The organism is Companilactobacillus metriopterae (genome assembly GCF_002762335.1).
Taxonomy (GTDB): Bacteria; Bacillota; Bacilli; order Lactobacillales; family Lactobacillaceae; genus Companilactobacillus; species Companilactobacillus metriopterae.
This window is the reverse complement of sequence record NZ_CP024610.1, coordinates 680,811-706,521: the sequence shown is the minus strand read 5'-3', so window position 1 is coordinate 706,521 and position 25,711 is coordinate 680,811. Positions and strand designations below refer to the sequence as shown.

At 34.6% G+C, this 25,711-nt stretch carries 20 protein-coding genes, 1 tRNA gene and 1 pseudogene; 3 read left to right on the top strand and 19 right to left on the bottom strand.

Going from position 1 to position 25,711, the window contains the following annotated elements; all coding sequences use genetic code 11:
* Nucleotides 1-9: 9 nt before the first annotated feature.
* The 13 genes and pseudogenes from CS873_RS03415 to CS873_RS03355 all read right to left on the bottom strand — a co-directional run bounded on the left by CS873_RS03415 (nt 10) and on the right by CS873_RS03355 (nt 13,513).
* Nucleotides 10-573, bottom strand: a complete 564-nt coding sequence (locus CS873_RS03415; RefSeq protein WP_099974475.1) for a GNAT family N-acetyltransferase — start codon at nt 571-573, stop codon at nt 10-12.
* Nucleotides 574-786: 213 nt separating this feature from the next.
* On the bottom strand, nt 787-1,290 hold the full coding sequence (locus CS873_RS03410; RefSeq protein WP_099974474.1) for a TetR/AcrR family transcriptional regulator: 504 nt from the start codon (nt 1,288-1,290) through the stop codon (nt 787-789).
* Nucleotides 1,291-1,381: 91 nt separating this feature from the next.
* A complete protein-coding gene (gene smpB, locus CS873_RS03405) occupies nt 1,382-1,852 on the bottom strand; it encodes an SsrA-binding protein SmpB (RefSeq protein ID WP_099974473.1) in 471 nt (156 codons plus the stop codon).
* 6 nt (nt 1,853-1,858) lie between these two features.
* Entirely contained in the window at nt 1,859-4,180 is a 2,322-nt protein-coding gene (rnr, locus tag CS873_RS03400) for a ribonuclease R (protein WP_099974472.1), read from the bottom strand.
* Nucleotides 4,181-4,188: 8 nt separating this feature from the next.
* Nucleotides 4,189-4,917 (bottom strand): alpha/beta hydrolase, encoded by a 729-nt coding sequence (locus CS873_RS03395; protein WP_099974471.1) that lies wholly within the window; start codon nt 4,915-4,917, stop codon nt 4,189-4,191.
* Nucleotides 4,918-4,972: 55 nt separating this feature from the next.
* A complete protein-coding gene (gene secG / locus CS873_RS03390; RefSeq protein ID WP_099974470.1) occupies nt 4,973-5,209 on the bottom strand; it encodes a preprotein translocase subunit SecG in 237 nt (78 codons plus the stop codon).
* A 73-nt stretch (nt 5,210-5,282) separates the two neighbouring features.
* A pseudogene (locus CS873_RS08355) lies at nt 5,283-6,790 on the bottom strand (ClC family H(+)/Cl(-) exchange transporter).
* 91 nt (nt 6,791-6,881) lie between these two features.
* Nucleotides 6,882-8,183 (bottom strand): phosphopyruvate hydratase, encoded by a 1,302-nt coding sequence (gene eno / locus CS873_RS03380; RefSeq protein WP_099974469.1) that lies wholly within the window; start codon nt 8,181-8,183, stop codon nt 6,882-6,884.
* A 70-nt stretch (nt 8,184-8,253) separates the two neighbouring features.
* Entirely contained in the window at nt 8,254-9,006 is a 753-nt protein-coding gene (tpiA, locus tag CS873_RS03375) for a triose-phosphate isomerase (RefSeq protein ID WP_099974468.1), read from the bottom strand.
* 21 nt (nt 9,007-9,027) lie between these two features.
* Nucleotides 9,028-10,239, bottom strand: a complete 1,212-nt coding sequence (locus CS873_RS03370; RefSeq protein ID WP_099974467.1) for a phosphoglycerate kinase — start codon at nt 10,237-10,239, stop codon at nt 9,028-9,030.
* Nucleotides 10,240-10,344: 105 nt separating this feature from the next.
* Complete coding sequence (gap, locus tag CS873_RS03365; RefSeq protein ID WP_099974466.1) at nt 10,345-11,361, bottom strand: type I glyceraldehyde-3-phosphate dehydrogenase; 1,017 nt, start codon at nt 11,359-11,361, stop codon at nt 10,345-10,347.
* A gap of 37 nt (nt 11,362-11,398) precedes the next feature.
* Complete coding sequence (locus CS873_RS03360) at nt 11,399-12,439, bottom strand: sugar-binding transcriptional regulator (RefSeq protein ID WP_099974465.1); 1,041 nt, start codon at nt 12,437-12,439, stop codon at nt 11,399-11,401.
* Nucleotides 12,440-12,583: 144 nt separating this feature from the next.
* A complete protein-coding gene (locus CS873_RS03355) occupies nt 12,584-13,513 on the bottom strand; it encodes a phosphatase PAP2 family protein (protein ID WP_099974464.1) in 930 nt (309 codons plus the stop codon).
* Between the two features lie 122 nt (nt 13,514-13,635).
* Here CS873_RS03355 and CS873_RS03350 point away from each other — a divergent pair.
* The 3 genes from CS873_RS03350 to CS873_RS03340 all read left to right on the top strand — a co-directional run bounded on the left by CS873_RS03350 (nt 13,636) and on the right by CS873_RS03340 (nt 16,023).
* Nucleotides 13,636-13,707 (top strand) — tRNA-Arg (locus tag CS873_RS03350).
* Nucleotides 13,708-13,951: 244 nt separating this feature from the next.
* Complete coding sequence (gene clpP / locus CS873_RS03345) at nt 13,952-14,533, top strand: ATP-dependent Clp endopeptidase proteolytic subunit ClpP (RefSeq protein ID WP_099974463.1); 582 nt, start codon at nt 13,952-13,954, stop codon at nt 14,531-14,533.
* Nucleotides 14,534-14,634: 101 nt separating this feature from the next.
* Nucleotides 14,635-16,023, top strand: a complete 1,389-nt coding sequence (locus CS873_RS03340) for an MFS transporter (RefSeq protein WP_099974462.1) — start codon at nt 14,635-14,637, stop codon at nt 16,021-16,023.
* Between the two features lie 33 nt (nt 16,024-16,056).
* Here the strand turns inward: CS873_RS03340 and whiA are convergent, their stop codons facing one another.
* From whiA to CS873_RS03310, 6 genes are all read right to left on the bottom strand, one after another.
* On the bottom strand, nt 16,057-16,992 hold the full coding sequence (gene whiA / locus CS873_RS03335; RefSeq protein WP_099974461.1) for a DNA-binding protein WhiA: 936 nt from the start codon (nt 16,990-16,992) through the stop codon (nt 16,057-16,059).
* Complete coding sequence (locus CS873_RS03330) at nt 16,992-18,032, bottom strand: gluconeogenesis morphogenetic factor MgfK (protein ID WP_425435971.1); 1,041 nt, start codon at nt 18,030-18,032, stop codon at nt 16,992-16,994. The genes whiA and CS873_RS03330 overlap by 1 nt, the downstream gene beginning before the upstream one ends.
* Nucleotides 18,013-18,930: an RNase adapter RapZ gene (gene rapZ, locus CS873_RS03325; RefSeq protein ID WP_099974459.1), complete on the bottom strand. Its 918-nt coding sequence runs from the start codon at nt 18,928-18,930 to the stop codon at nt 18,013-18,015. Before rapZ ends, CS873_RS03330 begins: the two co-directional genes overlap by 20 nt.
* Before the next feature lie 96 nt (nt 18,931-19,026).
* A complete protein-coding gene (uvrA, locus tag CS873_RS03320; protein ID WP_099974458.1) occupies nt 19,027-21,876 on the bottom strand; it encodes an excinuclease ABC subunit UvrA in 2,850 nt (949 codons plus the stop codon).
* Between the two features lie 2 nt (nt 21,877-21,878).
* Nucleotides 21,879-23,891: an excinuclease ABC subunit UvrB gene (gene uvrB, locus CS873_RS03315; RefSeq protein WP_099974457.1), complete on the bottom strand. Its 2,013-nt coding sequence runs from the start codon at nt 23,889-23,891 to the stop codon at nt 21,879-21,881.
* A gap of 122 nt (nt 23,892-24,013) precedes the next feature.
* Nucleotides 24,014-25,702: a phospho-sugar mutase gene (locus CS873_RS03310; protein ID WP_099974456.1), complete on the bottom strand. Its 1,689-nt coding sequence runs from the start codon at nt 25,700-25,702 to the stop codon at nt 24,014-24,016.
* Nucleotides 25,703-25,711 lie beyond the last annotated feature (9 nt).

The following is a 25,711-nucleotide window of genomic DNA, read 5'->3' as shown; positions in this document are numbered from 1 at the left end:
ACGTCTTTTTTATATAAGATTTAATTGCATATGTTCGTACAGATGAGTTCCAATATATAATTCGCCAACTTTTTTAAAGCCTAGCTTTTCATATACGTGTCTAGCACGATCATTTTTGGTATCAACATTCAAACTAAGTGTTTTTTCGCCTTGGTTCTTAACCCACTCGATTAATTCTTTTAGCATTTTAGTTCCAATACCTTGATTTTGAAGGTCTTTAGAAATTGCAAATGAATCTAAGTACCACTCACCGGGCCATGCCTCTTTGTCATCGAAAAGTGTTTGTGAGTCAATTCCATGTTTCTGCATAATTTTTTGCATCGGTTGATCAATATCATCTTCTAACTCTTCTGGATAACCTACAGATAATCCTGCGATTTTTCCCTCTATCTCTTCAACTAGAATATTCTTATAGCCATATCGATAGTCACTTTGGAAAAATCCTTCACGAATTAGTTTCATCATTTTTTCGCGACCAACTTTATTGAAAACTTCTAATTCCATATCATCAAAAATTTGGAACAGTATTGGTATTAAATGATCTACATCTTCTTCTTTAGCAAATCTAAGCATTTTTTCACCTCATCTAAATATGATACCGAAACTTACAAATTATTCAAAAAAAAAGATGATATCTAATTAGATACCATCTTTTTTTGATAAGTTGTTCGTTTTTATTTGAGCTTTAGCTCATATATTATGCTACAGTTCTATCTTTTCATTTAGAATAAGCAGAAATTTAAATCAGTCTTAAAATAGTACACTTTCCAAAATTTGTATAGACCTTTAAATATATTCACTTAACATTTCAAAAAACGAATGAACTTGTTTTTTTATATCTACACTATCAGTGCTCAAATTATCTTCAAACCAAGAGTATAGAATAAAAACAAATCCTCCTATCAAATATCTGCGGTGAGAATTAATTTTGTCTTCTCCTAGTTCATATTTATAAAAAGCTTGGTTAACCAAAGAAATAATATAATCTCTCCTATTCATATCAGACGTTAGTCGATACACATTAAGACAAATCTTCTTATTATTAACTATATAGTCAATTAGTCCCTCAACAATTGGCCTTAAACTCAAATTTTTGACGATTATATTAGGTAATATTCTTTCATTAAATAAGCTCTTGTAAACTTCTTCCAATGATTCAAAGTGATAGTAAACGGTACTTCGACTTAAATCGGAAATATTTACTAATTCAGTAATTGTAAACTTATCTCTTAAGTTATCTGATAATTCTTTTTCAACAATATCTAGTAAATACTCTCTAGTTAAATTCATATTTCACCTCTTCGCGTTTAATAATTTTAGCAGTCCCAACTGGACTTTAAAAATTATTAGCACATAAAAAAAAGACCCAATCTCGAAAAAATTAACGGGTATTTTTCAATGCTCGTTGAATTTCTCTTTCTTGATCGCGTCTCTTCAATGTTTCACGCTTATCGTATTGTTTCTTACCTTCAGCAACACCGATTAAAACTTTTGCAAAACCATTTTTTAAATATACTTTTAAAGGAATTATTGTAATTCCCTTCTCTTGAACAGTTGCAGTTAATTTTCTAATTTCTTTTTTATGTAACAGTAATTTTCGTGCTCTCAAAGGGTCGTGGTTAAACTGATTACCCTGATCATAGACACTAATATTTACATTATCCAACCACATTTCACCATTTCTCGGTTGAACATAGCCATCACGGATTGTTATCTTACTGGCACGCACAGATTTTATCTCTGTCCCTGTCAAAGAAATACCTGCCTCATAGGTTTCTAAAATATTATAATCATGTCTTGCTTTACGATTATTAGCTACTTCGTTATCAGCCTTTGCGTGATGTTTTTTCATAAGTCATCACCGTCTTTCGTATTTACTGTTGCGATGTCTTTTCTTATCAGAATTGTTATTCTTATCTTCATGACCTCTGCCATTACGACTTGAATTTTTGCGATTATTACGACGCTTTTGGAATTCTGCTTCACGCTTAATAACCATTTCTTGTTCTTCTTTTGTTAGAACTCTTTCAAAGTCAAGTTTTCTAAGTTCTATATCAGCTCTTATTAGCTTAACTTTAATTTCTTGACCGACTTTGAATTCTTTTCCAGAATTTCGACCATGAATTGACATGCTCTTTTCATCATATTCATAGAAATCATCTTTCATATTAGAAATATGAATTAAACCTTCAACTGTATTTTCAAGCTGAATAAACATACCAAATCCTGTAACAGAACTCACAACTGCATCAAATTCATTTCCAACTTGATCTGCCATGTATTCTGTCTTCTTAAGATCATTGACAGCTCTTTCTGCATCGATAGAATGTCTTTCACGACCAGATGAGTGCTCTGCAATGTCAGGAAGAATTTCTGACCACTTATCTTGTTCTTCATCAGTGAATCCTAAATCTGCATACTCATGTATCATACGATGAACGATCATATCAGGATAACGTCTGATGGGTGAAGTAAAGTGTGTGTAGTATTTAGCAGCTAGTCCAAAGTGTCCTAGAGGATTATCAGAGTATCTAGCTTGTTGCATACTTCTCAATAACATGATAGTAACAACAGCTTCTTCTGGAGTACCAGAAACACTCTTTAAAACATTTTGGAACATCATTGGGCTTATTTCTTTAAGGTTACCCTTTACTTCTACACCCATAGCGGCAACAAATTCAAAAAAACGTTTTACTTTCTCATCATCTGGTTTTTCATGGACACGATACAAGAATGGCACTTGCTTAGTACTATAGTGTTCAGCCACTGTTTCGTTGGCTTCCAACATGAATGACTCGATCATTCGTTCAGAAATTCCACGTTCTCTCAATTCAATATCTGTTGGTTTACCATTTTCATCAACGATAATTTTTGCTTCAGTTTCTTCAAAGTCAATGGCACCACGATTATGACGCTTATTATAAAGAATTTCATGAAGAGATGCCATTGCTTGAATTTGAGGAACAATAGCTGAATATTCTTCATTAAGTAATGGATCACCATCTAAAATTTCATTAACATTTTTATATGTCATACGATATTTTGACTGAATTACACTAGGATATATCTCATGTTTAATAACATCCCCATTGCGATCTATTTCCATATCACAAGTTAAGGCAAGACGGTTCTCACCAGGATTTAGTGAACAAATACCATTTGAAAGTCTAAACGGAATCATTGGAATAACACGATCAACTAAATATGTACTAGTTCCACGTTCATAGGCTTCTTTGTTCAGTTCACTACCTTCAGTAACATAGTGTGAAACATCAGCTATATGGACCTCTAAATGGAAGTTACCGTTAGGTAAGACATCAGCACCAACAGCATCATCAAAATCTTTTGAATCATCTCCATCGATTGTCATAATTACATGTTCAGTTAAATCTTTGCGACCTTCCCAATCTTTTTCCAACACTTGATCAGGTATTAATTCGGCTTCTTTTAAAACTTCATTAGGAAATTCTGGGTTGATATCGTTATCAATAACAATAGAAATAATATCAACACCGGGATCATTTTTGTTACCCAATATTTCCAAAGCAGTTCCCTTCATACTTTGTGGGTGCTTTTCATTGGGGTATTCATCTACTGAAACTTGAACCATATCACCCATTTGTGGGTGTAATCCCTTGTCTGAAATAAAAATCATATAAGAAGCAATTTTCTTTTCATGACTTTTTATATATCCGAAGTTTCCAGTCTTTTCAACCTGTGCATCACTATATGGATGGAATTCTCCGACAATCTTTGTGCTTCCACGTTCTACAATACCTACTACTTCACCTTCAGGTCCCTTGTCAATCCAAGGATTAGAGGGCTTAGTTATTTTGACTTCAACGGTATCTCCATTGACAGCAAACAAAGTATTGCCTTTATTGATAAATATATCAGGTTCTACTTCGTCATATCTAACAAATCCAAAACCCTTTTCGTTTCCTCTAAATGATCCTTCGACTACTTTAGTCTGTTGAGCCATCTTAAATTCATCAGTATTAGTTAGTGTAATTTTACCTTCACCCTCTAATACTGCAAGTGCCTTAACTACACGTTTAAACGCACTTGCACCATGCATTCTAAGCGAATCTTCTACTTGATCAGAAGTGTATCTCTTTTCGGGATTACTTCTAAAAAATTCAAGTATATCCGCAATTAATTTTTGTTCTTTATCAGGCATTTTTGTCCTCAATTATTTTCTAAAAAATTTAATAAATCTATTTCCAATTGTTTATGTGCATCATTCACTGTTAGCACGTGTCCTGCATCATATAAATGGATTTCAGCGTTAGGAACTTTCTTCCCCATTGATACTGCCAGCTCAGGATTTACTAGCTTATCATATGTACCTTGACCAATAAAATATGGTTTTCTAATTTGAGATATTTTGTCTTCAACATCTTCCGTATAAGAAGCTATGCTGGCTATCATTTTATCTAAATTAGTAGTAAGTAAATCCAATTTTTCATCTATATCCGCTTGATTGTTTATTTCATAAACTTTTCTAGAATATTGAAAAAAACCTTGGCGAATATTACTAAAATCTCGACTACCTAAAGGTGTTCCAAATACTCCACCTAATTTGACTCTATTGTTTTCCTCTAATATCTTAGTAGCAAAGATAGAACCCAGAGATAAACCAAATACAGATATTTCGGCCATACCTTCTGATTCCAAAAATTCAATAGCTTCAACAGTTTGTCGATACCAAATATCTGGTGATCCCTGTTCAAAAATATCGTTTGGTTCAAATGTTCCATGACCTGCAAAAATTGGTGCATAAGCTGAGTATTCATTTCTCTCTAAGAATCTGCCTAATAGACGCATGTCATTGGGGCTTCCGGAAAATGAATGTAGGAGTAATACAGCTTTGGTGCTATTTTTAAAATAAAATGGCTTAGGTTCAACTATTTTCACTTTAATCCCTCCTAACAAAAAACCCCCTGATCAAACTATCAGGAGGTTAACTAAATTAATGTGATGATAAGTATACTAGTATTAGAGAAAGTCCAAAGAAAATTACTAGTAGTACATATGTAACCTTGACCATAAATGCTTCAAAGCCACGTTTCTTTTGGTTACTGAATAAATCAGCACCACCACCAGAAAGTGCACCCAAGGCATCTTGTTGTTTAGTTGGTTGCATCAATACTGCAATAACGATAAGAATTGACACAAATATTAATAATCCTTCAAGTATATTATACACCTGCAAAACCTCCAAAATTGGTGTTAGACGCTAAAATCACTTCTACAAGAATAACATATTTATTATGATAATTCTAGTTAATTCCGTTAATCATTGTTCTAATTTGAGATCGATATTCTACCCTTCTAGGGGAAGGTACTGAAAATATAATTCGATCTCCTGATAGTATCATAGTATCTCCATGTGGAATAATTAATTTTTCTCCACGGTATATTTTTACAATTAAACATTCGTTAGGCAAAGACAATTGACGAACTTCTTTACCATTAATCTGAGATCCTTCATAAACAGGAACTTCAATTGTATCTTCTGAATTAAAATCAGTTGAATGGCTGCCATTTATCTTTATTTTACTCTTCAAAGATTCATAAATTGGTGCACCGCCAAGCAAGTCTACTATTAGATATGCCACAAGTGAAACTACTGCCAAAGGCATTAAATGTGCCAAAGAACCCACCATTTCCGTAACCAATATGATGGCTGTAAATGGAGCTTTACCAATACAAGCAAAGTATCCTGCCATTGCATATATGATTAAGCTACTTTCAAATTGCATAGGTAATAAGCCCAAGTGACTAAATATAACTGTAAATATTGCTCCAATAATTGCCCCTAAATTTAAAATTGGAAGGAATATTCCACCAGGAAGACCTGATCCATAAGATATCATCGAAAAAATGAATCTAAAGACAAATAATCCTAATAAGGCCAATAAACCAATTTTTAAACTAGGTAATGAGGTGATAATAGAGTTACCACCACCAAGATATTGTGGAACAATCAATCCAATCGGCACAATTAATACAAAGGGAATAATACCCTGCCAGTTTCTCGGAATTCTACTATAAGATAGCCATTTAGGCATTCTTAGTAAAACGATTTGGTATAACCTTCCTAATACTCCTAAAGCAATACCTAGTATTAACAGAATCCAATAGTATTTTATTGGGAAACTTGTATTATGAGATATATCTAAAATTGGCTGATACAGCACTTGCCAATGCAGTAATCCATACAAGTGGAGAAAAATTATGATAGATTTCTTCTAAAACAAATAGTGTTCCTGCAAGTGGAGCACTAAATGCAGCCGCCAAACCAGCCGCAGCACCACTAGAAATTAAAATTCTTTGATGTGATGAAAATTCATCATCAATTAACTCACCAAAACCTTGTCCAACCATTGCACCCAATTGGATGGATGGTCCCTTCTCTTCCAAGAAATAAACCAGGTCCAATACTAATAATTCCACCCAGATACTTCTTCCATAGAATCGACCACCAATTGAGTTTCAATTCTCCGGCTAGCTGTAATTCAACCTGAGGTATTCCGGAACCAGCAATATTTTTTTCGCTCTTCAATAGTAATGCATTAATAACAACAAAGACAATCAATGTGGCAATGATGCCAGCTAAAACCACAAGATTTCCTTGAGTTTGTACTAAAGAATAAAAGTTACGATAACTTGCTAATAAGTTTTCGATTATCCAACGAAATGAGCTTACTATAGTTCCAGCTATTAATCCGACTAGTACTCCTTCAAAGATTAACTTTACTTTTTCAAAATTAATATTTGCGTCCATAATTACCCCCGTTACCCTAATTATACATTACGCAGAGGAAAACAAAAAAAGACAGCCCTAAGGCTGTCTTTTTATTTACAATAATCTGTAATTATTTCTTTAGGTTGTAGAAACTATGTACACCTTTGTATTCTGATTGTGAGCCTAATTGATCTTCGATTCTCATCAATTGATTGTACTTAGCAATACGGTCTGTACGACTCATTGAACCAGTCTTAATTTGACCAGCGTTTGTAGCAACAACAAGATCAGCAATTGTTGTATCTTCTGTTTCACCAGAACGGTGAGAAACAACAGCTGTAAATCCAGCTTCTTTAGCCATTTCGATAGCTTCAAATGTTTCTGTAAGTGTACCGATTTGGTTTAGCTTGATAAGAATTGAGTTTGATACTCCCATATCAATACCCTTCTTCAAGTAATCAGTGTTTGTAACAAATAGGTCATCACCAACTAGTTGAACTTTGTCTCCTAGTTTAGTAGTAACTTTTTGCCAGTCTTCCCAGTTGTCTTCATCGATAGGATCTTCGATTGTAAGAACAGGGTATTTTTCAACGATTCCTGCAAGTAGGTCGATGAATTCGTCAGCTGTTAGTTCAGCACCGTTGGCACCTTCACCTTTAAGTTCATACTTGCCAGTTTCTTTGTTGTAGAATTCTGATGAAGCACAGTCAAATCCAATAGCAATATCATCACCAGGTTTGTAACCAGCTTTTTCAATAGCTTCAACAAGAATCTTAAATGGTTCTTCGTTGTTTTCAAGGTCAGGAGCAAATCCACCTTCATCACCAACAGCAGTGTTTAGACCGCGAGCTTGTAGAAGTGATTTTAGTGCGTGGAATGTTTCTGAACCCATACGAACTGCTTCACGGATTGACTTTGCACCAACAGGTAGAATCATGAATTCTTGGAAGTCAACGTTGTTATCAGCATGCTTACCACCATTGATAACGTTCATCATTGGTGTTGGCAATGTATGAGCATTTGGTCCACCAAGATATTCATATAGAGGTAAACCAATTTCGTCAGCAGCAGCACGTGCAGCAGCAAGTGATACACCAAGAATAGCGTTAGCACCTAATTTACCTTTGTTTTCTGTACCATCAAGAGCGATCATAGCTTGATCAAGTGCTCTTTGATCAGTTGCATCCATACCGATAACTTCTTTAGCGATTTTATCGTTAACATTAGCAACAGCTTTCAAAACACCATTACCATTAAAACGTGATTTGTCTCCATCACGAAGTTCTACAGCTTCGTGTTCACCAGTAGAGGCACCTGATGGAACAAGAGCGCGACCGAAGCCACCTAATTCAGTATAAACTTCAACTTCAACAGTTGGATTTCCACGTGAGTCAAGGACTTCACGACCTAAAATATCAGTAATTACAGACATATTGTAATCTCCTTTTTTATTTCAAATATAAGTTTATTTTAACATTAATTTTAGTATTAATTAATATTAATTATTTTTGATAGTTAACTAGTGCGATGAATGATTCTGGATCAAGTGATGCTCCACCAACAAGTCCACCATCAATATCTTCTTTAGACATTAATTCTTTGATACTTTCTGGTTTTACAGAACCACCGTAAAGAATACGAACTTTATCAGCTGTATCAGCATCATAAAGACTTGCAACTTTTTCACGGATTACATGAACAACTTCTTGTGCTTGGTCACTTGTAGCTGTTTTACCAGTACCAATTGCCCAGATTGGTTCGTAGGCAATAACAAGGTTAGCAACATCAGCAGCAGAGATACCTTTAAGAGCTGCTTCAATTTGACCAGTAACGAAACCTTCTGTTTCGTTTGCTTCACGTTGTTCTAGTGTTTCACCACAACATACGATAGGTGTTAGACCATTAGCAATGATCTTAACTGCTTTTTTGTTAATATCTTCATCAGTTTCGTGGAAATATTCTCTACGTTCTGAATGTCCAATAATTACATATTCAACGCCCATTTCTGATAGTACTTTAGGACTGTTTTCACCAGTGAAGGCACCTTCGTCTTCAAAGTATGAGTTTTCAGCAGAAATCTTTAGAGGTGTATTTTTTGAACCTTCTACAAGTGTGTATAAATCTACAGCTGGTGCACCGATAACGGCTTCAACACCAGATTCTGGTAATTTACCTTCAATTGCATTTAAAAATTCTTGTGCTTCTTTAGGGTTTTTGTTTAATTTCCAGTTACCCGCGATAATTGGTGTACGCATAAATTTGTTACTCCTATTAAATTATTTGTCTGAGATTGATGCAATACCAGGTAATGTCTTACCTTCTAGATATTCAAGTGATGAACCACCACCAGTAGAAATATGTGTGATCTTATCAGCAATACCTAGTTGTTTAGCAGCAGCAGTTGAATCACCACCACCAACGATTGTAATAGCATCAGGTAGTTCACCAAGTGCCTTACCAACTTCAAGAGTACCGTTGGCGAAGTTGCTCATTTCGAATGCACCCATTGGTCCATTCCAAACAACTGTCTTAGCACCTTGCAATTTACTTACAAATAACTTGATTGATTCTGGTCCAATATCAAGAGCCATCATGTCATCAGGAACATCAATTCCAGATACTTCAAATGGAGCATCATTTGAGAATTCTTTTGAAACAAGGTGATCTACAGGTAGAACAATCTTGTCTCCAGCTTTAGCTAATAGTTCCTTAGCTAAATCAAGTTTGTCTTCTTCAAATAGTGACTTACCAATCTTGTGTCCTTGAGCTGCAAGGAATGTATATGCCATACCACCACCAATAATGATGTGATCTGACTTAGGAATTAGGTTTTCAATAACAGCAATCTTATCTGAAACCTTAGCACCACCAAGAATTGTAACAAATGGGTGTACTGGGTTTTCAACAGCATTACCTAAGAATTTGATTTCTTTTTCCATAAGGAATCCAGCAGCAACTGGTTTGTTGCTAGCTTTCATTGCTTCTGAAATACCAACGTTAGATGCGTGAGCACGGTGAGCAGTACCGAAAGCGTCATTTACAAATACGTCACCAAGTGATGCCCAGTATTCACCTAACTTAGGATCATTTTTACTTTCACGTTTACCGAAGTCATTATCGATATCTTGGAAACGAGTATTTTCCATAAGAAGGATTTCTCCATCTTGTAGTGAGTTGATAGCATCTTCTAGTTCTTTACCTTCATTTGAAGGTACAAACTTAACTGGTTTTCCAATTAGTTCTTCTAGTTTAGCTGCAACTGGTTTTAGAGTAAGAGCTTTCTTGTCATCATCACTCTTAATTCTACCTAAGTGAGATAGAAGAATAACTTTTCCACCATTATCAGCTACGTAGTTAATTGTTGGCATTGCTGCAACGATACGGTTTGTATCTCCTACAACACCATCTTTGATTGGAACATTAAAGTCAACACGGATAAGAACCTTCTTATCTTTTACATCAACATCTGAAACGATTAATTTTGCCATGTTAAATCCTCCGAAGTTTTTTCCTAAAAAAAAGCGGAAGGAGTTTCCTCCCTCCGCCATTTCAAACTTAATAAAAGTTTTAAATTGCCACTAAATGACTAAAAATTAGTCTAAGCTAGCAAATTTTTGAAGTGTACGAACCATTTGAGCTGTGAAACCTGATTCGTTATCATACCATGCAACAGCCTTAACAACTTGGCCTTCACCTGAACCAACAACTTGTGTTTGTGTTGGGTCAAATACTGAACCAAATGAAGTTCCGATAATATCAGATGAAACAATTTCATCATCGTTGTAACCGAATGATGGGTTGTTTTCTGTATATTTCTTAACAGCAGCGTTTACATCGTCAGCTGTAACTTCTTTGTCAAGAGTAACAACAAGTTCTGTAAGTGAACCTGTGATAACTGGTACACGTTGTGCATGTCCATCAAGTTTACCTTGAAGTTCAGGAACAACCATACCAAGAGCCTTAGCAGCACCAGTTGAATGAGGAATGATGTTAGCAGCAGCAGCACGTGCAGCACGTAGGTTACCACCACGATCAGGACCATCTTGAAGTTTTTGAGTAGCTGTGTATGCGTGAACAGTTGTCATTGTACCAGCTTTGATACCGAATTCTTTGTTAACGGCATTTGCTAGAGGTGCAAGACAGTTTGTTGTACATGAACCAGCTGAAGCGATTCTTACGTCTGATGTTAGAACGTCATCGTTTACACCGTAAACAACTGTTGGCATCTTACCAGCAGGAGCTGAGATAAGAACACGTTTTGCACCAGCGTCTAAGTGAGCTTTTGCTTTTTCTTCTGATGTATAGAAACCAGTACATTCAAGAACGATGTCAACACCGTTTGTTCCAACCCATTTTAGGTCAGCAGCATTTGTTTCTGCGTATACAGGAATTTCTTTACCATCAACGATGATTGAGTTTTCTGTAGCTGAAATGCTGTCAGCCTTAAAGTTACCATGAGCTGTATCATATTTTAGTAGGTGTGCAAGCATTGCAGGTGATGTCAAATCGTTGATTGCAACAACTTCTAGATCTGAAGCAACTTCTGAAATACGACGGAATGCAAGACGACCAATACGTCCAAATCCATTAATACCAACTTTTGTAGTCATGAAAATTTCCTCCTTCAGGAAAGCAAAAATAATATTTTTAAGGGTTATCCCTTAAAATCAGTTTTGAGGCACCTTCGTCAGTTATTAACTGAGTGTGACTAGGTGCATTTTTCATATATGCTTGAATAGCTTCGGCTTTTGATTCTCCACCTGCTATAGCAATCACATATGGGATATTATCAAGGTCCCGAATGTGTAATCCAATTCTGGGTACCTTGTATACTAGTTTACCATTATGGTCATAGAAATGTCCAAATGCTTCAGCAACCGCTTTCTTAGTAACGATTTCATCTGCATCTTTTGATGGTAAGTTTCTACGCTTTGCCATGACTGCTGCAGTTCCAATACTATGAACAACAACATCACTCTTATATATTAAATCAAGAATCGATTTAATTGAAGACTCATTTTGCAAAGATTCAAAACTATTTTCGCTGATGTCCTCTGGTAAGTACAAAGATCTGTAATGACCATGAGATTTTTCAGCCATCTCAGCACACACATTATTAGCTTGTATCTGCATTGATTCTCCAACACCACCACGTGCTGGTAAGAATAACAAATCGCGATTTTTAGATAAATCTGGTGATAAATTTTGTGCAACCTGTGCCATGGTGGAACCACCGGTTACAGAAATTATTGAATCTCCAGCAGGAAGCAATGCTCCTAGTAGCTGATTCAATCGACGACCAAATGAATCTACGACGCGACTCTGTTTATCAGAATTTCCTGGTAAGATTATACATCTTTCAATTCCTAACTTTTGACTAAGCTGCCTTTCAAGTATGGTTCTTCCTTGAAATTCGGCAATAACATTACTTAGTTGTGTAGAAACTCTCTTACCTTCTTCTGTTAAAGACATCCCTGATTTTGAAGAAATTAGCAATCCTTGATTTTTCAAAAGCTCAGTCTCAGTTCTCAGTGACCTTTCGCTCAAATCTAAATCTTCTGCTAAAATTCTTCTTCCGACAGGTTCCATCAATGAAATGGTCTGAAGAATCTTGAAACGCTTCTCCAGAGTCTTAACAAAGTCTGGGGCAATTAAATCCAGCAATTCAATTTCTTCATTATCTGCCATTTTTATCTCCGTGGGACTATTTTTGCCCCTGTGTGTCTTTTTCTGACCCATTGTGTCAAAAAATAAAAGCCCTGTGAAAAATAATCACTTTTTGAGCACAACTAAATTATAACTTATCTCGATTATTTTTCAAGGACTAACCTTTTATTTATATAAATTTATTGAATAACTATCTTTAGATATAAGATGCATATTTGTAACACTTAATACAATGAAGAAAATCAACCATGTTATCCACAATCCTGATGTAGCATCAGTTGTAAAATGTGCCCCTACCCTAATTCTTGTGTACCACATGATTATGCAATAAGCCAAACTAATCCAAAATGTTATTTTTTGAAGTTTTATGTTACTTCTATCAACAAACATTGGTAACAACATAATAGCTGCTGCGGCTGTTGTATGACCAGATGGAAAACTCAAGTGGTTATCTGCTCCATTAGGAAATATCCACATAGTAAAATGTTGTGAATTTCCAGCTAATTCATAGGGACGCCATCTTCCCCAATATGTTTTCATGGCAGAATTAACATTGTCAGCAAGGAAACATGCTAATGTTGCAACAATTGCAACTTTTAACAAGTAGTCCATTTGATAGCTGCTCTTTTGTGATAACCAAATTTGAGATAAACCAATAATAACTAGATAAATAATTATCCAAATTGAAAAGTTACCTAGCCATGATAAGTGTAAATTACCACCATCACTATTGGCCTGTGCTATTGGAGCATGTTTGTCTAAATTATCTTTCAATGCTAATGAATAGTATAGAGTTGTTTTAAGATACCCTCTCCATAATTCCCAACCACCTAATGTCAGTGCTCCTAAAGCCGCAATTAATCTGATTAAAGTTGATTGATTCGATATCCTTAATTCATAATTCACAACAACCATTGAACTTAGAATAATTACCAAAGTAAGTGGCCAAAGACCAAAGTCTTGAAAGATTGTTCCAATTAATGAATTTTGATTAATTAATGCTTGCGATATTTGCCAATCATAAAATGTACCTATTAGCATAATTAATACAATTATCGATATTCCACCAATAATCCCTTTTCTTTGTGCTGTCATATTTTCTCCCCCAAGAGTATTTTGTAATACGCTTTCATTATAAATATAACTAGATACTTTTTGTATTATTTTTTTGCTTTTAAACAATCTATTTGTAATAATCTTTTATGTTATAGAAACTCGCGTCATTAGTGTAATGGATAGCACACAAGATTCCGGTTCTTGGAATGTGGGTTCGACTCCCATGTGACGCATAAATTATGGCTAATAAAAACAAAAAGCCCCTACTCAAAAGAGTAGAGACTTTTGCTGTAAGCAACCCATTAGCCGACCATGACCAATGAATCAATACATGTGATTGTATTCTTACATAGGTACACTATACATTAATAGTTGGCACATAGCAAATTAACGACTAAATCAATTGACCTATTAATATAATTGTGCTAAATTAGCACCATAGCATTTAGAGTGCTAATTTACTTTAGGAGGCAACATATGTTAGTACCTACAGTTATTGAACAAAGCTCACGTGGTGAACGTGCATATGATATTTATTCAAGACTTTTAAAAGACAGAATTATCATGTTATCTGGTGAGGTTAACGATCAACTTGCAAATACTGTTATTGCAGAATTGTTATTCTTAGATGCACAAGATTCAGATAAGGATATTTCTATTTATATCAACTCTCCTGGTGGATCTGTAACATCTGGTCTAGCAATTATGGATACTATGAATTTTGTAAAATCTGATATCCAAACAATTGCCACAGGTATGGCTGCTTCAATGGCCAGTGTATTGTTATCAGCTGGTACTAAGGGTAAGAGATTTGCCCTTCCTAACTCAACTGTCCTAATTCACCAACCTCTTGGTGGTGTTCAAGGTCAACAAACAGAAATCGAAATTGCAGCAAAAGAAATTTTAAAAACTAGAGAAAAACTAAATCACATTTTAGCTGACAACTCTGGTCAATCTTTCGAAAAACTACAAAAAGATACTGAACGTGATAACTACATGACTGCTCAAGAAGCAAAAGATTATGGTTTAATCGATGAGATTATGATCAACAAAAAATAATTTTTGACCCCAACATTTTTGATGTTGGGATTTTTTAGTTCATTTATTTGTTAATTTACTTTATCTGCCCTAATCTATAACTAGATAAGGGGGTAATTAAGATGAATACAACTAGCAGAATAGTAAACAGGAAGGCATTCATAATAACACTTTTAGCTGGTACATTTACTATGTCAATTAGTCAGTCATCGCTTTCAACTGCCTATCCCAATTTGATGAAATACTTCAACGTAGGTCCAACAACTATTCAATGGCTAACAACAGGATTCACGCTAGTAATGTGTTTGACAATGCCTATAAGTCCTTGGTTATTAAATAATGTTTCTTTTAAAAAACTATACTTAGGAATTATTTCTATATTTTCAATTGGTACCGTAATTATTATGCTCGCTCCAAACTTTCCTGTAGCGATGCTAGGTAGAATTCTTGAGGCACTAGCCGTTGGTATTTTATTCCCTTCATTTCAATCAGTATTACTTGAAATAACAACCAAAGATCAACGTGCAAGGACTATGGGTATTGCCGGTTTAGTCATGGGTTCAGCACTAGCATCTGGACCTATTATCTCAGGAATTGTTTTGAAGTTTGTTTCCTGGCAAGGACTTTTTGCATTCTTTCTAATCATTATGATTATTATTTTTATCAGCTCACTATTTTACATTACAGATGTATCGGAAAAACATAGTTATACATTTGATATATACTCAACTGTTAGTTTAATCGGTATTGTGGGATTATTGTATGTAATCAATCAAGCGGGAACATCTATGTCTTTAAATATTGAACTAATTGCAATTTTAATTGTCAGTCTGGTTCTATCGACATTATTTATTCACCGTCAATTAACAATTCCACAACCACTTTTAGATTTAAAAGTTATGAAAAATATAAATTTTGATTTAGCAGTTCTACTGACTGGATTTTCTTATATTTCTTTAATTGTAGTTACTATTATTTATCCACTATATTATCAAAATGTATTACACATGAGTGTTCTTAATTCAGGTCTATCTCTAGTTCCACCCGCAATATTATTAAGTATTTTAAATCCTATATCTGGACGTTTAGCCAAGTCATTAGGATTCAAACGTTTATTACTACTAGGAATGATAATTATCACCATAGGATGGTTATCACTGGTAATAATACCTAACAAGAATTTTATAGAAATGATTATCATTGCCTGCTTAATTGAAGGGGGAAATGCTTTCGTCATGATGCCTGCCACTACTCTAGGTGGTAACTCATTACCTAATAATTTAATCTCTCATGGAACAGCAATAATTACAACCGTCAGACAAATCCTCGGATCTCTTGGCGTAAGTCTAGCAACGATAATTCTTTCGTCTACAAATAAAAATTTTAACTTGCCTGAAGACTCAGGACAAATTGAATATAAATATGTGTTTATTACATTCTTTGTTCTGGCATTAATCGGTTGTTGCTTTGCAATTTTAATAAGGAATTATTCAAATAAAAAAGAGTCGTAAGTATAAACTTACGACTCTTTTTTATTTATATTTTTAAACTTTTGCTTCTTCTGCAATTTGATTTAGTTTTCTTAACCTATGATTAATACCTGACTTGGAAATAGCACCACTAGGTACCATATCCCCAAGTTCCTTAAGTGAAACTTCAGGATTATCCATTCTTAAAATTGCAATTTCTTTTAATTTTTGTGGTAAAGAATCTAAACCAACTGTATCGCGTAAAAATTTGATATTGTCAATTTGCTTTTCTGCAGCTTCAACAGTTTTATTTATATTAGCATTCTCGCAGTTAACAAGACGATTCACAGAATTTCTCATATCTCTAACAATTCTGATATCTTCAAATTTTAACATTGCATTCGTTGCACCGATTAACTGCAAAAATTCTGCTATTTTTTCAGCTTCTTTCAAATAAACAATGAAACCATTACGTCTGTTTGTAGTTTTAGCATTCAATCCAAATTTGTTCATCATAGAAGCAATATCATCATTATGTGATTCATATAATGAATAAATTTCTAAATGATATCTTGATGTTTCAGGATTATTCACACTTCCTGTAGCCAAAAACGCACCACGAAGGTATGAGCGCATACGCTGTTTTTCTTCCAACATATCTTTTGGAACGTCTGTATTAATTCCAAAACTATTTTTATCAATAATACCTAAATCGCTTAAAATAAGTTCTGTATCATATTTTAATCTTACTAAATATTGATTGTTCTTTTTTAATTTCATTTTCTTGCGAACCAATAATTCTGATTCGACACCATAATTTTGTTTGATTAAAGAAAAAATTCTTCGAGCAATAGCAGGATTTTCAGTGACTGCTGTCAGAACAAAATGATGATTTTGTAAACTGACTGATCCATTCATGCGCAACAATGCAGATAACTCTACTCTGGCATGTTCCGGATGAACTTCTAATCCTGTTAATTCTTTCTTTACTTCACTTGCATATGAAGACACTACGATCTCACCTCATTTTTTCTATTACCTGATCTCATAGCTAGGTTTAATATTTCTTCTGTTATTTTATCTCCGTTATGGAAAGCTCCCTTATTGTGTAACGACAAGAAATTATCTTGTACAACTCGACAGCCCATTTCACGAAGACGTTTGTAATCTGTTTCTACTTGTTTTACATACTCATCATACTTTTTCAAATCCATGTAATCATTTGGAATTGGTGCCGTATTAACTAAAACAGTATCTACGTAATTACCACCTAAATGATCATTAATCACTTGGACATGGTCAGCATCTGTAAAGCCTTCTGTTTCACCAATTTGCGTCATAATATTGCAAACATAAACTATTTCTGCAGAAGTTTGACGCATGGCTTCCCCTAACTCTTTAATCATCAAATTAGGAAGAATGCTTGTAAATAAACTACCTGGTCCTAAAACTATTACGTCTGCTTGCATAATTGATGCAATAACAGGTAACAATGATTCTGGTTCTTTTTCTGGTTCTTCTGAGTTGGTAACCCAAACTCTCTTAACATGCTTACCAGAATGGGTAATATCATGTTCTCCAGAAATAACACTTCCATCAGTGAATTCAGCATTCAAAGTTAATTTAGTATTACTGGCTGGAAATACTCGACCATCTATCTTCATCATTTTTGACAACTCTTGAACTGCATCAAAAATATTAGGTGACATTTCTGTAAGTGCAGCAATAATCAAATTACCTATTGCGTGACCTGCAAAAAAGTCGTCATTACTTTTGAAACGATATTGAAAAACATCAAGTTCAACATCTGGTAAATCTGATAGAGATGCTAGAACATTACGAATATCCCCAGGTGGAACCACATTAATATAGTCTCGGATAATTCCTGAAGATCCTCCATCATCAGCCACAGTAACAATAGCGGTGATTTCAGCATCTTTATTCCTCAAACTATTTAAAATAACTGGTAATCCTGTTCCCCCACCTATAACAACAACTTTAGGTCGACGTCCTTTTACAACTCGGACAATTCTATTTGTTGCCATGCTCAATTACCTTCTTTTGAGATTTTTCCATATCACGATGTGATATATCGGTGTTATATCCTAACTTAGCTAAATCTTTTGATAAGCGTTCTGTAATAGCTACAGAGCGATGTTGACCACCTGTACAACCAATAGCAATTGTCAGATTACTCTTACCTTCTGCTTTGTAACCAGGAACTATATCCTTTAGTAAATCAAAGAATTTAGTATAAAAATTCTCAGTTCCATCAGCGTTCATAACATAATCATAAACTTCTTTATCTTGACCAGTTTTGGCTTTTAATTCATCGATATAAAATGGATTTTTTAAAAATCTCACATCCATCACAATATCAGCGTCTATTGGTAAACCATATTTAAACCCAAATGACATTGTTTGAATTTGAAAAGTGGGTTTTGTATTACTATTTTGGAAATTTTCAAAAATTTGTTCACGCAATTCTCTAGGAGACAAATCACTCGTATCAATTCTGACACTAGCACGGTGTTTTAATTCAGAAAGAAGTTTTCTTTCCATATTTATTCCATCAAGTAGTCGACCTTCACCTGCTAGCGGATGACTACGTCTGGTTTCTTTGTATCTTGAAACCAATACTTGATTAGATGAATCTAGAAATAGAATTTTCATTTCTACTTCTTCACCTAATTCAATTTCATCAGCTTCTACTTTAGAAATCATTGAAAAAATTTCATCATAAAAATCTCTAGAACGAATATCTACAACAAGGGCGACTTTATTGATATTACCTGATTCATAAACTAGTTCCCAAAATTTTGGTAGTAAGTTTGGAGGCATATTATCGATACAAAAGTATCCCATATCTTCAAATGCCTTCATGGCTACTGATTTACCAGCGCCACTCATTCCCGTTACAACTACTAGTTTCATTGGTTCTCTTGACATGTTTGCACCTCTCATTATTTGTTAATTATAACACAGCAACCCTGGTGTGTCTTTTAGAAAAAATAACCTCATTTCTATTATGAAATGAGGTTATTTTTATTTACTCTTTTTTGTTCTTTCAATATCACGCTTCAAAATTGGAGCAAGGTACTTACCAGTATAACTTTCGTCTACTTTAACTACTTGTTCCGGTGTTCCGGTAGCAATGATTGTTCCACCACCATCTCCTCCTTCTGGTCCTAAATCAATTAACCAATCAGAAGATTTTATAACGTCCAAATTATGTTCAATAACCAAGACAGTATTACCTTCATCAACTAATCTTTGAAGTACCTCTAACAGTCTCTTTATATCATCAGTATGTAAACCTGTTGTTGGTTCATCTAAGATATAGAAGTTTTTTCCGCTAGATTTTTTGTATAATTCAGAAGCTAATTTCATACGTTGAGCTTCTCCACCAGACAATTGTGTCGCTGATTGTCCAAGTGCAACATATCCTAATCCAACATCAACAATTGTTTGTAGTTTACGTTTAATCTTTGGAATAGTATTGAAGAACTCTAAAGCATCTTCAACTTTCATATCTAAAATTTCAGAGATATTTTTATCCTTATAAGTTACTTCTAAAGTTTCTGAATTATATCTAGTACCATGACAAACTTCACAAGGAACATAAACATCTGGCAAGAAATTCATCTCAATTTTGATAATTCCATCACCACGACAGTTTTCACAACGACCGCCCTTAACGTTAAATGAGAAGCGACCTTTTTTATAACCACGTAATTTGGCTTCATTTGTTTGTGCAAATAAATCACGTACGTCATCAAATACTCCAGTATAAGTAGCAGGATTACTTCTAGGAGTTCTACCAATAGGACTTTGATCAATCGCTATCAGTTTTTCGAGTCCTTCATATCCCTTAATAGACTTATACTTTCCAGGTTTTTCTGAGTTATTATTCATTTTCTGAGCTAAGGCTCTTTTTAGAATCATGTTAACTAATGTAGATTTACCTGAACCAGAAACACCAGTGACTGAAATAAATTTACCTAACGGGAAGTTAACTTTTAAATTCTTCAAATTATTTTCTGAAGCTCCAGTAATTTGAATTTTGTCTCCATTCCCCTTACGACGTTTTAATGGAACTGGGACAAATTTTTCACCTGATAAATACTTACCCGTTAATGAATTAGGATTATTTTTCACTTCTTCAGGTGTTCCTGCTGCCATAATTTCTCCACCATGTGATCCTGCACCTGGTCCGACATCTATTAAGTAATCTGATGCCAACATAGTATCTTCATCATGTTCAACAACAATCAAAGTATTGCCAAGATCACGCATCTGTTTCAATGAAGTAATCAATCGATCATTATCTCTTTGATGAAGTCCGATAGATGGTTCATCTAAGATATACATAACTCCTGACAAATTAGAACCTATTTGTGTTGCCAAGCGAATACGCTGAGCTTCTCCACCAGATAGTGTTCCAGCTGAACGAGAGAGTGTTAGATAATCTAAACCAACGTTGATCAAGAAGCTAATACGATCTCTAACTTCTTTTAATATTGGTTTTGCGATAACAGTTTTTTGTTCACCTAAAGTTAGATTGTCAAAGAAAGGCATATCTTCCTTGATAGAGAAACTTGAAACTTCAGCAATATCTTTTCCATCAATTTTAACAGCAAGGGCTTTTTCGTTTAGTCTCTTACCTTTACAAACAGGACATTTTAACTCTGTCATGTATTTACGCATAGTTTCTCTTACGAAATCACTATTTGTTTCGTGATAACGACGATCAATATTTGTAATCACACCTTCAAATGGTACGTCCACATCTCTAACACCACCAAAATCATTTTCGTAGTGGAAATGGAAAGTTTTGTCTCCTGCACCGTAAAGTATCATGTTCTTTTCTTTTTCAGATAACTTTTTAAAAGGTTTATCCATATCGATTTTGAATTCTTTACAAAATTGTGCCAACATTTCTGGATAATATTGTGAACTGATAGGATTCCAAGGCACTATAACACCGTCATTTAGGGTAAGAGTATCATCTTGAATTACTAGATCAATATCTACTTCTAACTTAACGCCAAGACCGTCACATCCCTCACAAGCACCAAAAGGAGCATTAAATGAGAACAATCTAGGCTCTACTTCTCCAACTGTGAATCCACATTTTGGACAAGAATTATTCTCTGAAAATATCATTGGTTCTGAACCAATAACATCGACATTCATGTAGCCATCTGACAATCTTAGAGCAGCTTCAACTGAATCAAATAATCTAGAACGAACTGAATCACTAACAACAATGCGGTCAACAACAACATCGATATCATGTTTTTTATTCTTATCTAACTCAATTTCATCATTGACGTCCATTGTTTCTCCATCAACTCTGATACGAACATAGCCTTGTTTTTTGATTTGTTCTAATTGCTTTTTATGTTGACCTTTTTTACCCCTAACAACTGGAGATAGAACTTGAATCTTAGTTTTTTCTTCAAGATTCATAATTTCATCAACCATTTGTTGAGCAGATTGGCTAGTTATTTCAGTCCCATCATTTGGACAAATAGGTGTACCAGCTCTAGCCCACAATAATCTTAAGTAATCATTGATTTCAGTAACTGTACCTACCGTAGAACGAGGATTTTTTGAGGTAGTTTTTTGATCAATTGAAATAGATGGACTTAACCCATCAATAGAATCTACATCTGGTTTATCCATTTGACCTAAAAATTGTCGTGCGTATGATGAAAGACTTTCGACGTATCGTCTTTGACCTTCGGCATACAATGTATCAAACGCCAAAGAACTTTTTCCAGATCCAGATAATCCTGTAACAACCACAAATTCATTACGTGGAATAGTAACATCAATATCTTTCAAATTATGTTCTCTAGCGCCATGAATAATTATTTTGTCATTTAACATAATTAATCAATTTCCGCCTTTAATTCTAAAATAGTATCTCTCAAATTGGCAGCAGCTTCGAAATCTAATTTCTTGGCGGCATTCTCCATTTGTTCATTCAAATTAACAAGTAATTCTTGTTTTTCTTTCTTAGTCATATCTGCAAAGCTAACATCATCTTGAATAATACTTTCACTTTCTGAAGCAGTATTATCAACTTTTTGAACTGCAGTAATAGCATCACGGATTGGTTTAATAATAGTTGTAGGTGTAACACCATGTTCTTTATTAAAGGCCATCTGTCTTTCTCTTCTATCCATGGTTTTATCAATAGCACCTTGCATAGAGTCTGTAACGCTATCCGCATACATGATTACTTTACCAGAAGAATTACGCGCAGCACGTCCAATGATTTGAACAAGTGATCTCTCTGATCGCAAGAAACCTTCCTTGTCAGCATCCAAAATAGCTATCAAGGAAACTTCTGGCACATCGATACCTTCTCTAAGTAGATTGATACCAATCAAAACATCAAACTTGCCTAATCGGAGATCACGAATTATTTCTGTACGCTCAAGTGTTTTGATATCACTGTGTAAATATTTGACTTTAATTCCTAAATCTTTGAAATAATCTGTTAAATCTTCAGCCATTTTCTTGGTTAAAGTTGTTACAAATACACGTTCATTTTTTTCAACACGTTCATTGATTTCACCGACAAGATCATCAATTTGTCCCATAATTGGTCGAACTTCAATCTCAGGATCTAATAGTCCAGTAGGACGAATGATTTGTTCAGCAACTTTGTCAGTACGTTCCATTTCGTAAGGCCCAGGAGTGGCAGAAACATACATAATTTGGTTAACATGTGTTTCAAATTCATCAAGAGTCAATGGTCTATTATCCAACGCACTAGGTAATCTAAATCCATAATCTACAAGCATTTGTTTTCTGGCACGATCACCATTATACATCCCTCTAATTTGAGGCATAGTAACATGGGACTCATCAATCATGATATTAAAATCATCTGGGAAAAAGTCTAGCAACGTATATGGTGGTTCGCCTTCAGCTCTGCCTTCCATATGTCTAGAGTAATTTTCAATACCAGATGTATAACCCATTTCGCGCATCATCTCAATATCGTATTCTGTTCTTTGTTTTAGACGTTGTGCTTCCAGAAGTTTACCTTCTTTGGTAAACAATGCTACTTGTTCTTCCATCTCTTTTTGAATTCTCTCAAGAGCGGCTTCCATAACTTCTTCATTGATCATAAAGTGAGTTGCCGGGAAGATTTCTACACGATTTAAAGTACCTGCAACTTCACCAGTCAATGCATTCATTTCAACAATACGATCAATTTCGTCACCAAAAAATTCAATACGATATGCATTGTCATCTCGTGAAGCTGGGAAAATATCGACAATATCACCGCGTACTCTAAATCTTCCACGTTGAAAATCGATATCATTTCTTTCAAATTGATTAGTTACTAATTCTTCTAGTAATTTATCTCGACTAATTTCTTGACCAACTTTTAAAGAAATAACACTTGCAGCATATTCTCTAGGATCACCCAATCCAAATATACAAGAAACAGATGCAACAATAATTACATCATTTCTCTCAAGTAACGCACTTGTTGCCGCATGTCGTAACTTATCAATCTCATCATTGATACTAGAATCTTTTTCGATGTAGGTATCACTTGAAGGCACATATGCTTCTGGTTGGTAGTAATCGTAGTAACTGACAAAATACTCAACTGCATTGTTAGGGAAAAATTCTTTGAATTCTCCATACAATTGTCCGGCCAAAGTTTTATTATGAGAAATAATTAAAGTCGGCTTGTTTAAATCCTTGATAATATTTGCCATAGTAAATGTTTTACCAGTACCTGTAGCACCCTCTAAAATCATCTCTTTATCGCCAGCTCTAAATTCTTTTTCAAGTTTTTCAATTGCTTGACCTTGATCGCCAGCAGGAGAATATTTAGAGACTAGTTCAAATTTGTGAGTATCATCTCTTTCAAGCATATATCTAACCTCCATTTAATCGCACATAGTAACCCATTATAATTTATTGAATATTTTAACATAACAAACGTATGTTCGCCATTATTAGCAACCTAAAAAAAGAGACCTTTAAAGGTCTCTTTTTAATCCCAACTTTTAATTGTTTTTACATACTCATTTAATTTATTCTCAGATTTTGCTTCAGTATCAGCAGTTACTCCAACATAAAACTTCATCTTGGGTTCTGTACCTGATGGTCTTATAGCTACCCATGTACCATCTTCCAAGATATATTTAAGCACATCTGCTTTAGGAAGATCAGTTTCTCCTAGATAATCAATTGTTTTGGTAACTTTCACACCATTGATATCTGATAAACCATCTTCACGAAATTCCTTCATAATCTCTTGCATGCGATCTTTTCCAGATATACCGTCAAATGTCTTGGAAATAGTCTCTTCATGATAAAAGCCGAGTTTGTTATACAACTCTTGCAATGCATCATAAATTGTCATGCCTTTTGATTCATAATATGCAGCTACTTCTGTTAATAAAATAGTTGCTTGCATTGCATCTTTGTCACGGACAAACGGTTTAACTAAGTAACCATAACTCTCCTCAAATCCAAATAGGAATTCATGACTATTAGTTTCTTCAAAATCTTCAATTTTTTCTGCAATATATTTGAAGCCAGTAAGTACATCAAAAATTTCGATATCGTAACTCTTAGCAACAGCTGCTGCTAATTCTGATGAGACAATTGATTTTATCACTGCCCCATTAGCTGGCAATTGACCTAACTCCTTCTTGGCTTGGAGTAAGTAGTTAAGCATTACTGCAGCAATTTGATTACCTGTCATTAAAGCATATGATCCATCAGGTTGGCGAACAGCAGCACCTAAACGATCAGCATCTGGATCTGTGGCAATAAGAATATTAGCGTCTACTTTTTCACCTTCAGCAATTGCCATATCAAAAGCTTGGGCAAATTCTGGATTAGGTGCTGGTGTAGTAGCAAACTCTGGATCCAATATTGCCTGCTTTGCGACCATAGAAAATTGTTTAAATCCTAAATTTTCAAATACTCGAGGAGCAATCATTTTACCAGTTCCATGTAGTGGAGTGTATACCACTTTAATTTTATCAGCTACTTTTTCAATCAAATCATGATTTACAATTACACTGTTCAGTTCTTTAAGATATAGTTGGTCAACATCTTCACCTATTATCTGTAATAAGTTTTCATCACGCAATTGTGAAATAGACTTCACCTTAATTGCAAATAAATCATTCGCTGCACGAGCATAATTAGTTATGTTATCAGATTCTTCTGGTGGCATTTGTCCACCATCTGGACCGTATATTTTAAATCCATTGTATTGTTTAGGATTATGACTAGCTGTAATCATAATTCCGGCATAAGTATTTAGTCTTCTTACTGCAAATGATAATTCTGGTGTTGGACGCAAACTATCAAAAACGAAAGAATTAATATTGTGTTGTCCTAGAACTCTTGCTGATTCATAAGCAAATACTTGAGAATAGTATCTAGAGTCATAGCTGATTGCCACACCTCTTTTTTTGATATCATCTCCCAAAGTATCCATAAATGATGCTAGTCCTTCAGTGGCTTGACGGACTGTATAAATATTCATTCTGTTTATTCCAGGTCCAATAAGTCCGCGCATACCTGCTGTACCAAATTCCATAGGTGCATAGAATGCTTCTTGGGCAACTGCTTCATCTTTTTGCATATCTAATAATTGATTTTTTAATTCAGGATCCATATTTTCGTAATTAATCCATGTTTGCATTGTATCTTGCCAAGACATATTGGTTCC

Excerpts from the sequence above, each read along its gene's own strand:
- CS873_RS03415 (WP_099974475.1), bottom strand. The coding sequence starts at position 573 with ATGCTTAGATTTGCTAAAGAAGAAGATGTAGATCATTTAATACCAATA.
- CS873_RS03410 (WP_099974474.1), bottom strand. The coding sequence starts at position 1,290 with ATGAATTTAACTAGAGAGTATTTACTAGATATTGTTGAAAAAGAATTA.
- smpB (WP_099974473.1), bottom strand. The coding sequence starts at position 1,852 with ATGAAAAAACATCACGCAAAGGCTGATAACGAAGTAGCTAATAATCGT.
- rnr (WP_099974472.1), bottom strand. The coding sequence starts at position 4,180 with ATGCCTGATAAAGAACAAAAATTAATTGCGGATATACTTGAATTTTTT.
- eno (WP_099974469.1), bottom strand. The coding sequence starts at position 8,183 with ATGTCTGTAATTACTGATATTTTAGGTCGTGAAGTCCTTGACTCACGT.
- tpiA (WP_099974468.1), bottom strand. The coding sequence starts at position 9,006 with ATGCGTACACCAATTATCGCGGGTAACTGGAAATTAAACAAAAACCCT.
- CS873_RS03370 (WP_099974467.1), bottom strand. The coding sequence starts at position 10,239 with ATGGCAAAATTAATCGTTTCAGATGTTGATGTAAAAGATAAGAAGGTT.
- gap (WP_099974466.1), bottom strand. The coding sequence starts at position 11,361 with ATGACTACAAAAGTTGGTATTAATGGATTTGGACGTATTGGTCGTCTT.
- CS873_RS03360 (WP_099974465.1), bottom strand. The coding sequence starts at position 12,439 with ATGGCAGATAATGAAGAAATTGAATTGCTGGATTTAATTGCCCCAGAC.
- CS873_RS03355 (WP_099974464.1), bottom strand. The coding sequence starts at position 13,513 with ATGACAGCACAAAGAAAAGGGATTATTGGTGGAATATCGATAATTGTA.
- clpP (WP_099974463.1), top strand. The coding sequence starts at position 13,952 with ATGTTAGTACCTACAGTTATTGAACAAAGCTCACGTGGTGAACGTGCA.
- CS873_RS03340 (WP_099974462.1), top strand. The coding sequence starts at position 14,635 with ATGAATACAACTAGCAGAATAGTAAACAGGAAGGCATTCATAATAACA.
- rapZ (WP_099974459.1), bottom strand. The coding sequence starts at position 18,930 with ATGTCAAGAGAACCAATGAAACTAGTAGTTGTAACGGGAATGAGTGGC.
- uvrA (WP_099974458.1), bottom strand. The coding sequence starts at position 21,876 with ATGTTAAATGACAAAATAATTATTCATGGCGCTAGAGAACATAATTTG.
- uvrB (WP_099974457.1), bottom strand. The coding sequence starts at position 23,891 with ATGCTTGAAAGAGATGATACTCACAAATTTGAACTAGTCTCTAAATAT.
- CS873_RS03310 (WP_099974456.1), bottom strand. The coding sequence starts at position 25,702 with ATGTCTTGGCAAGATACAATGCAAACATGGATTAATTACGAAAATATG.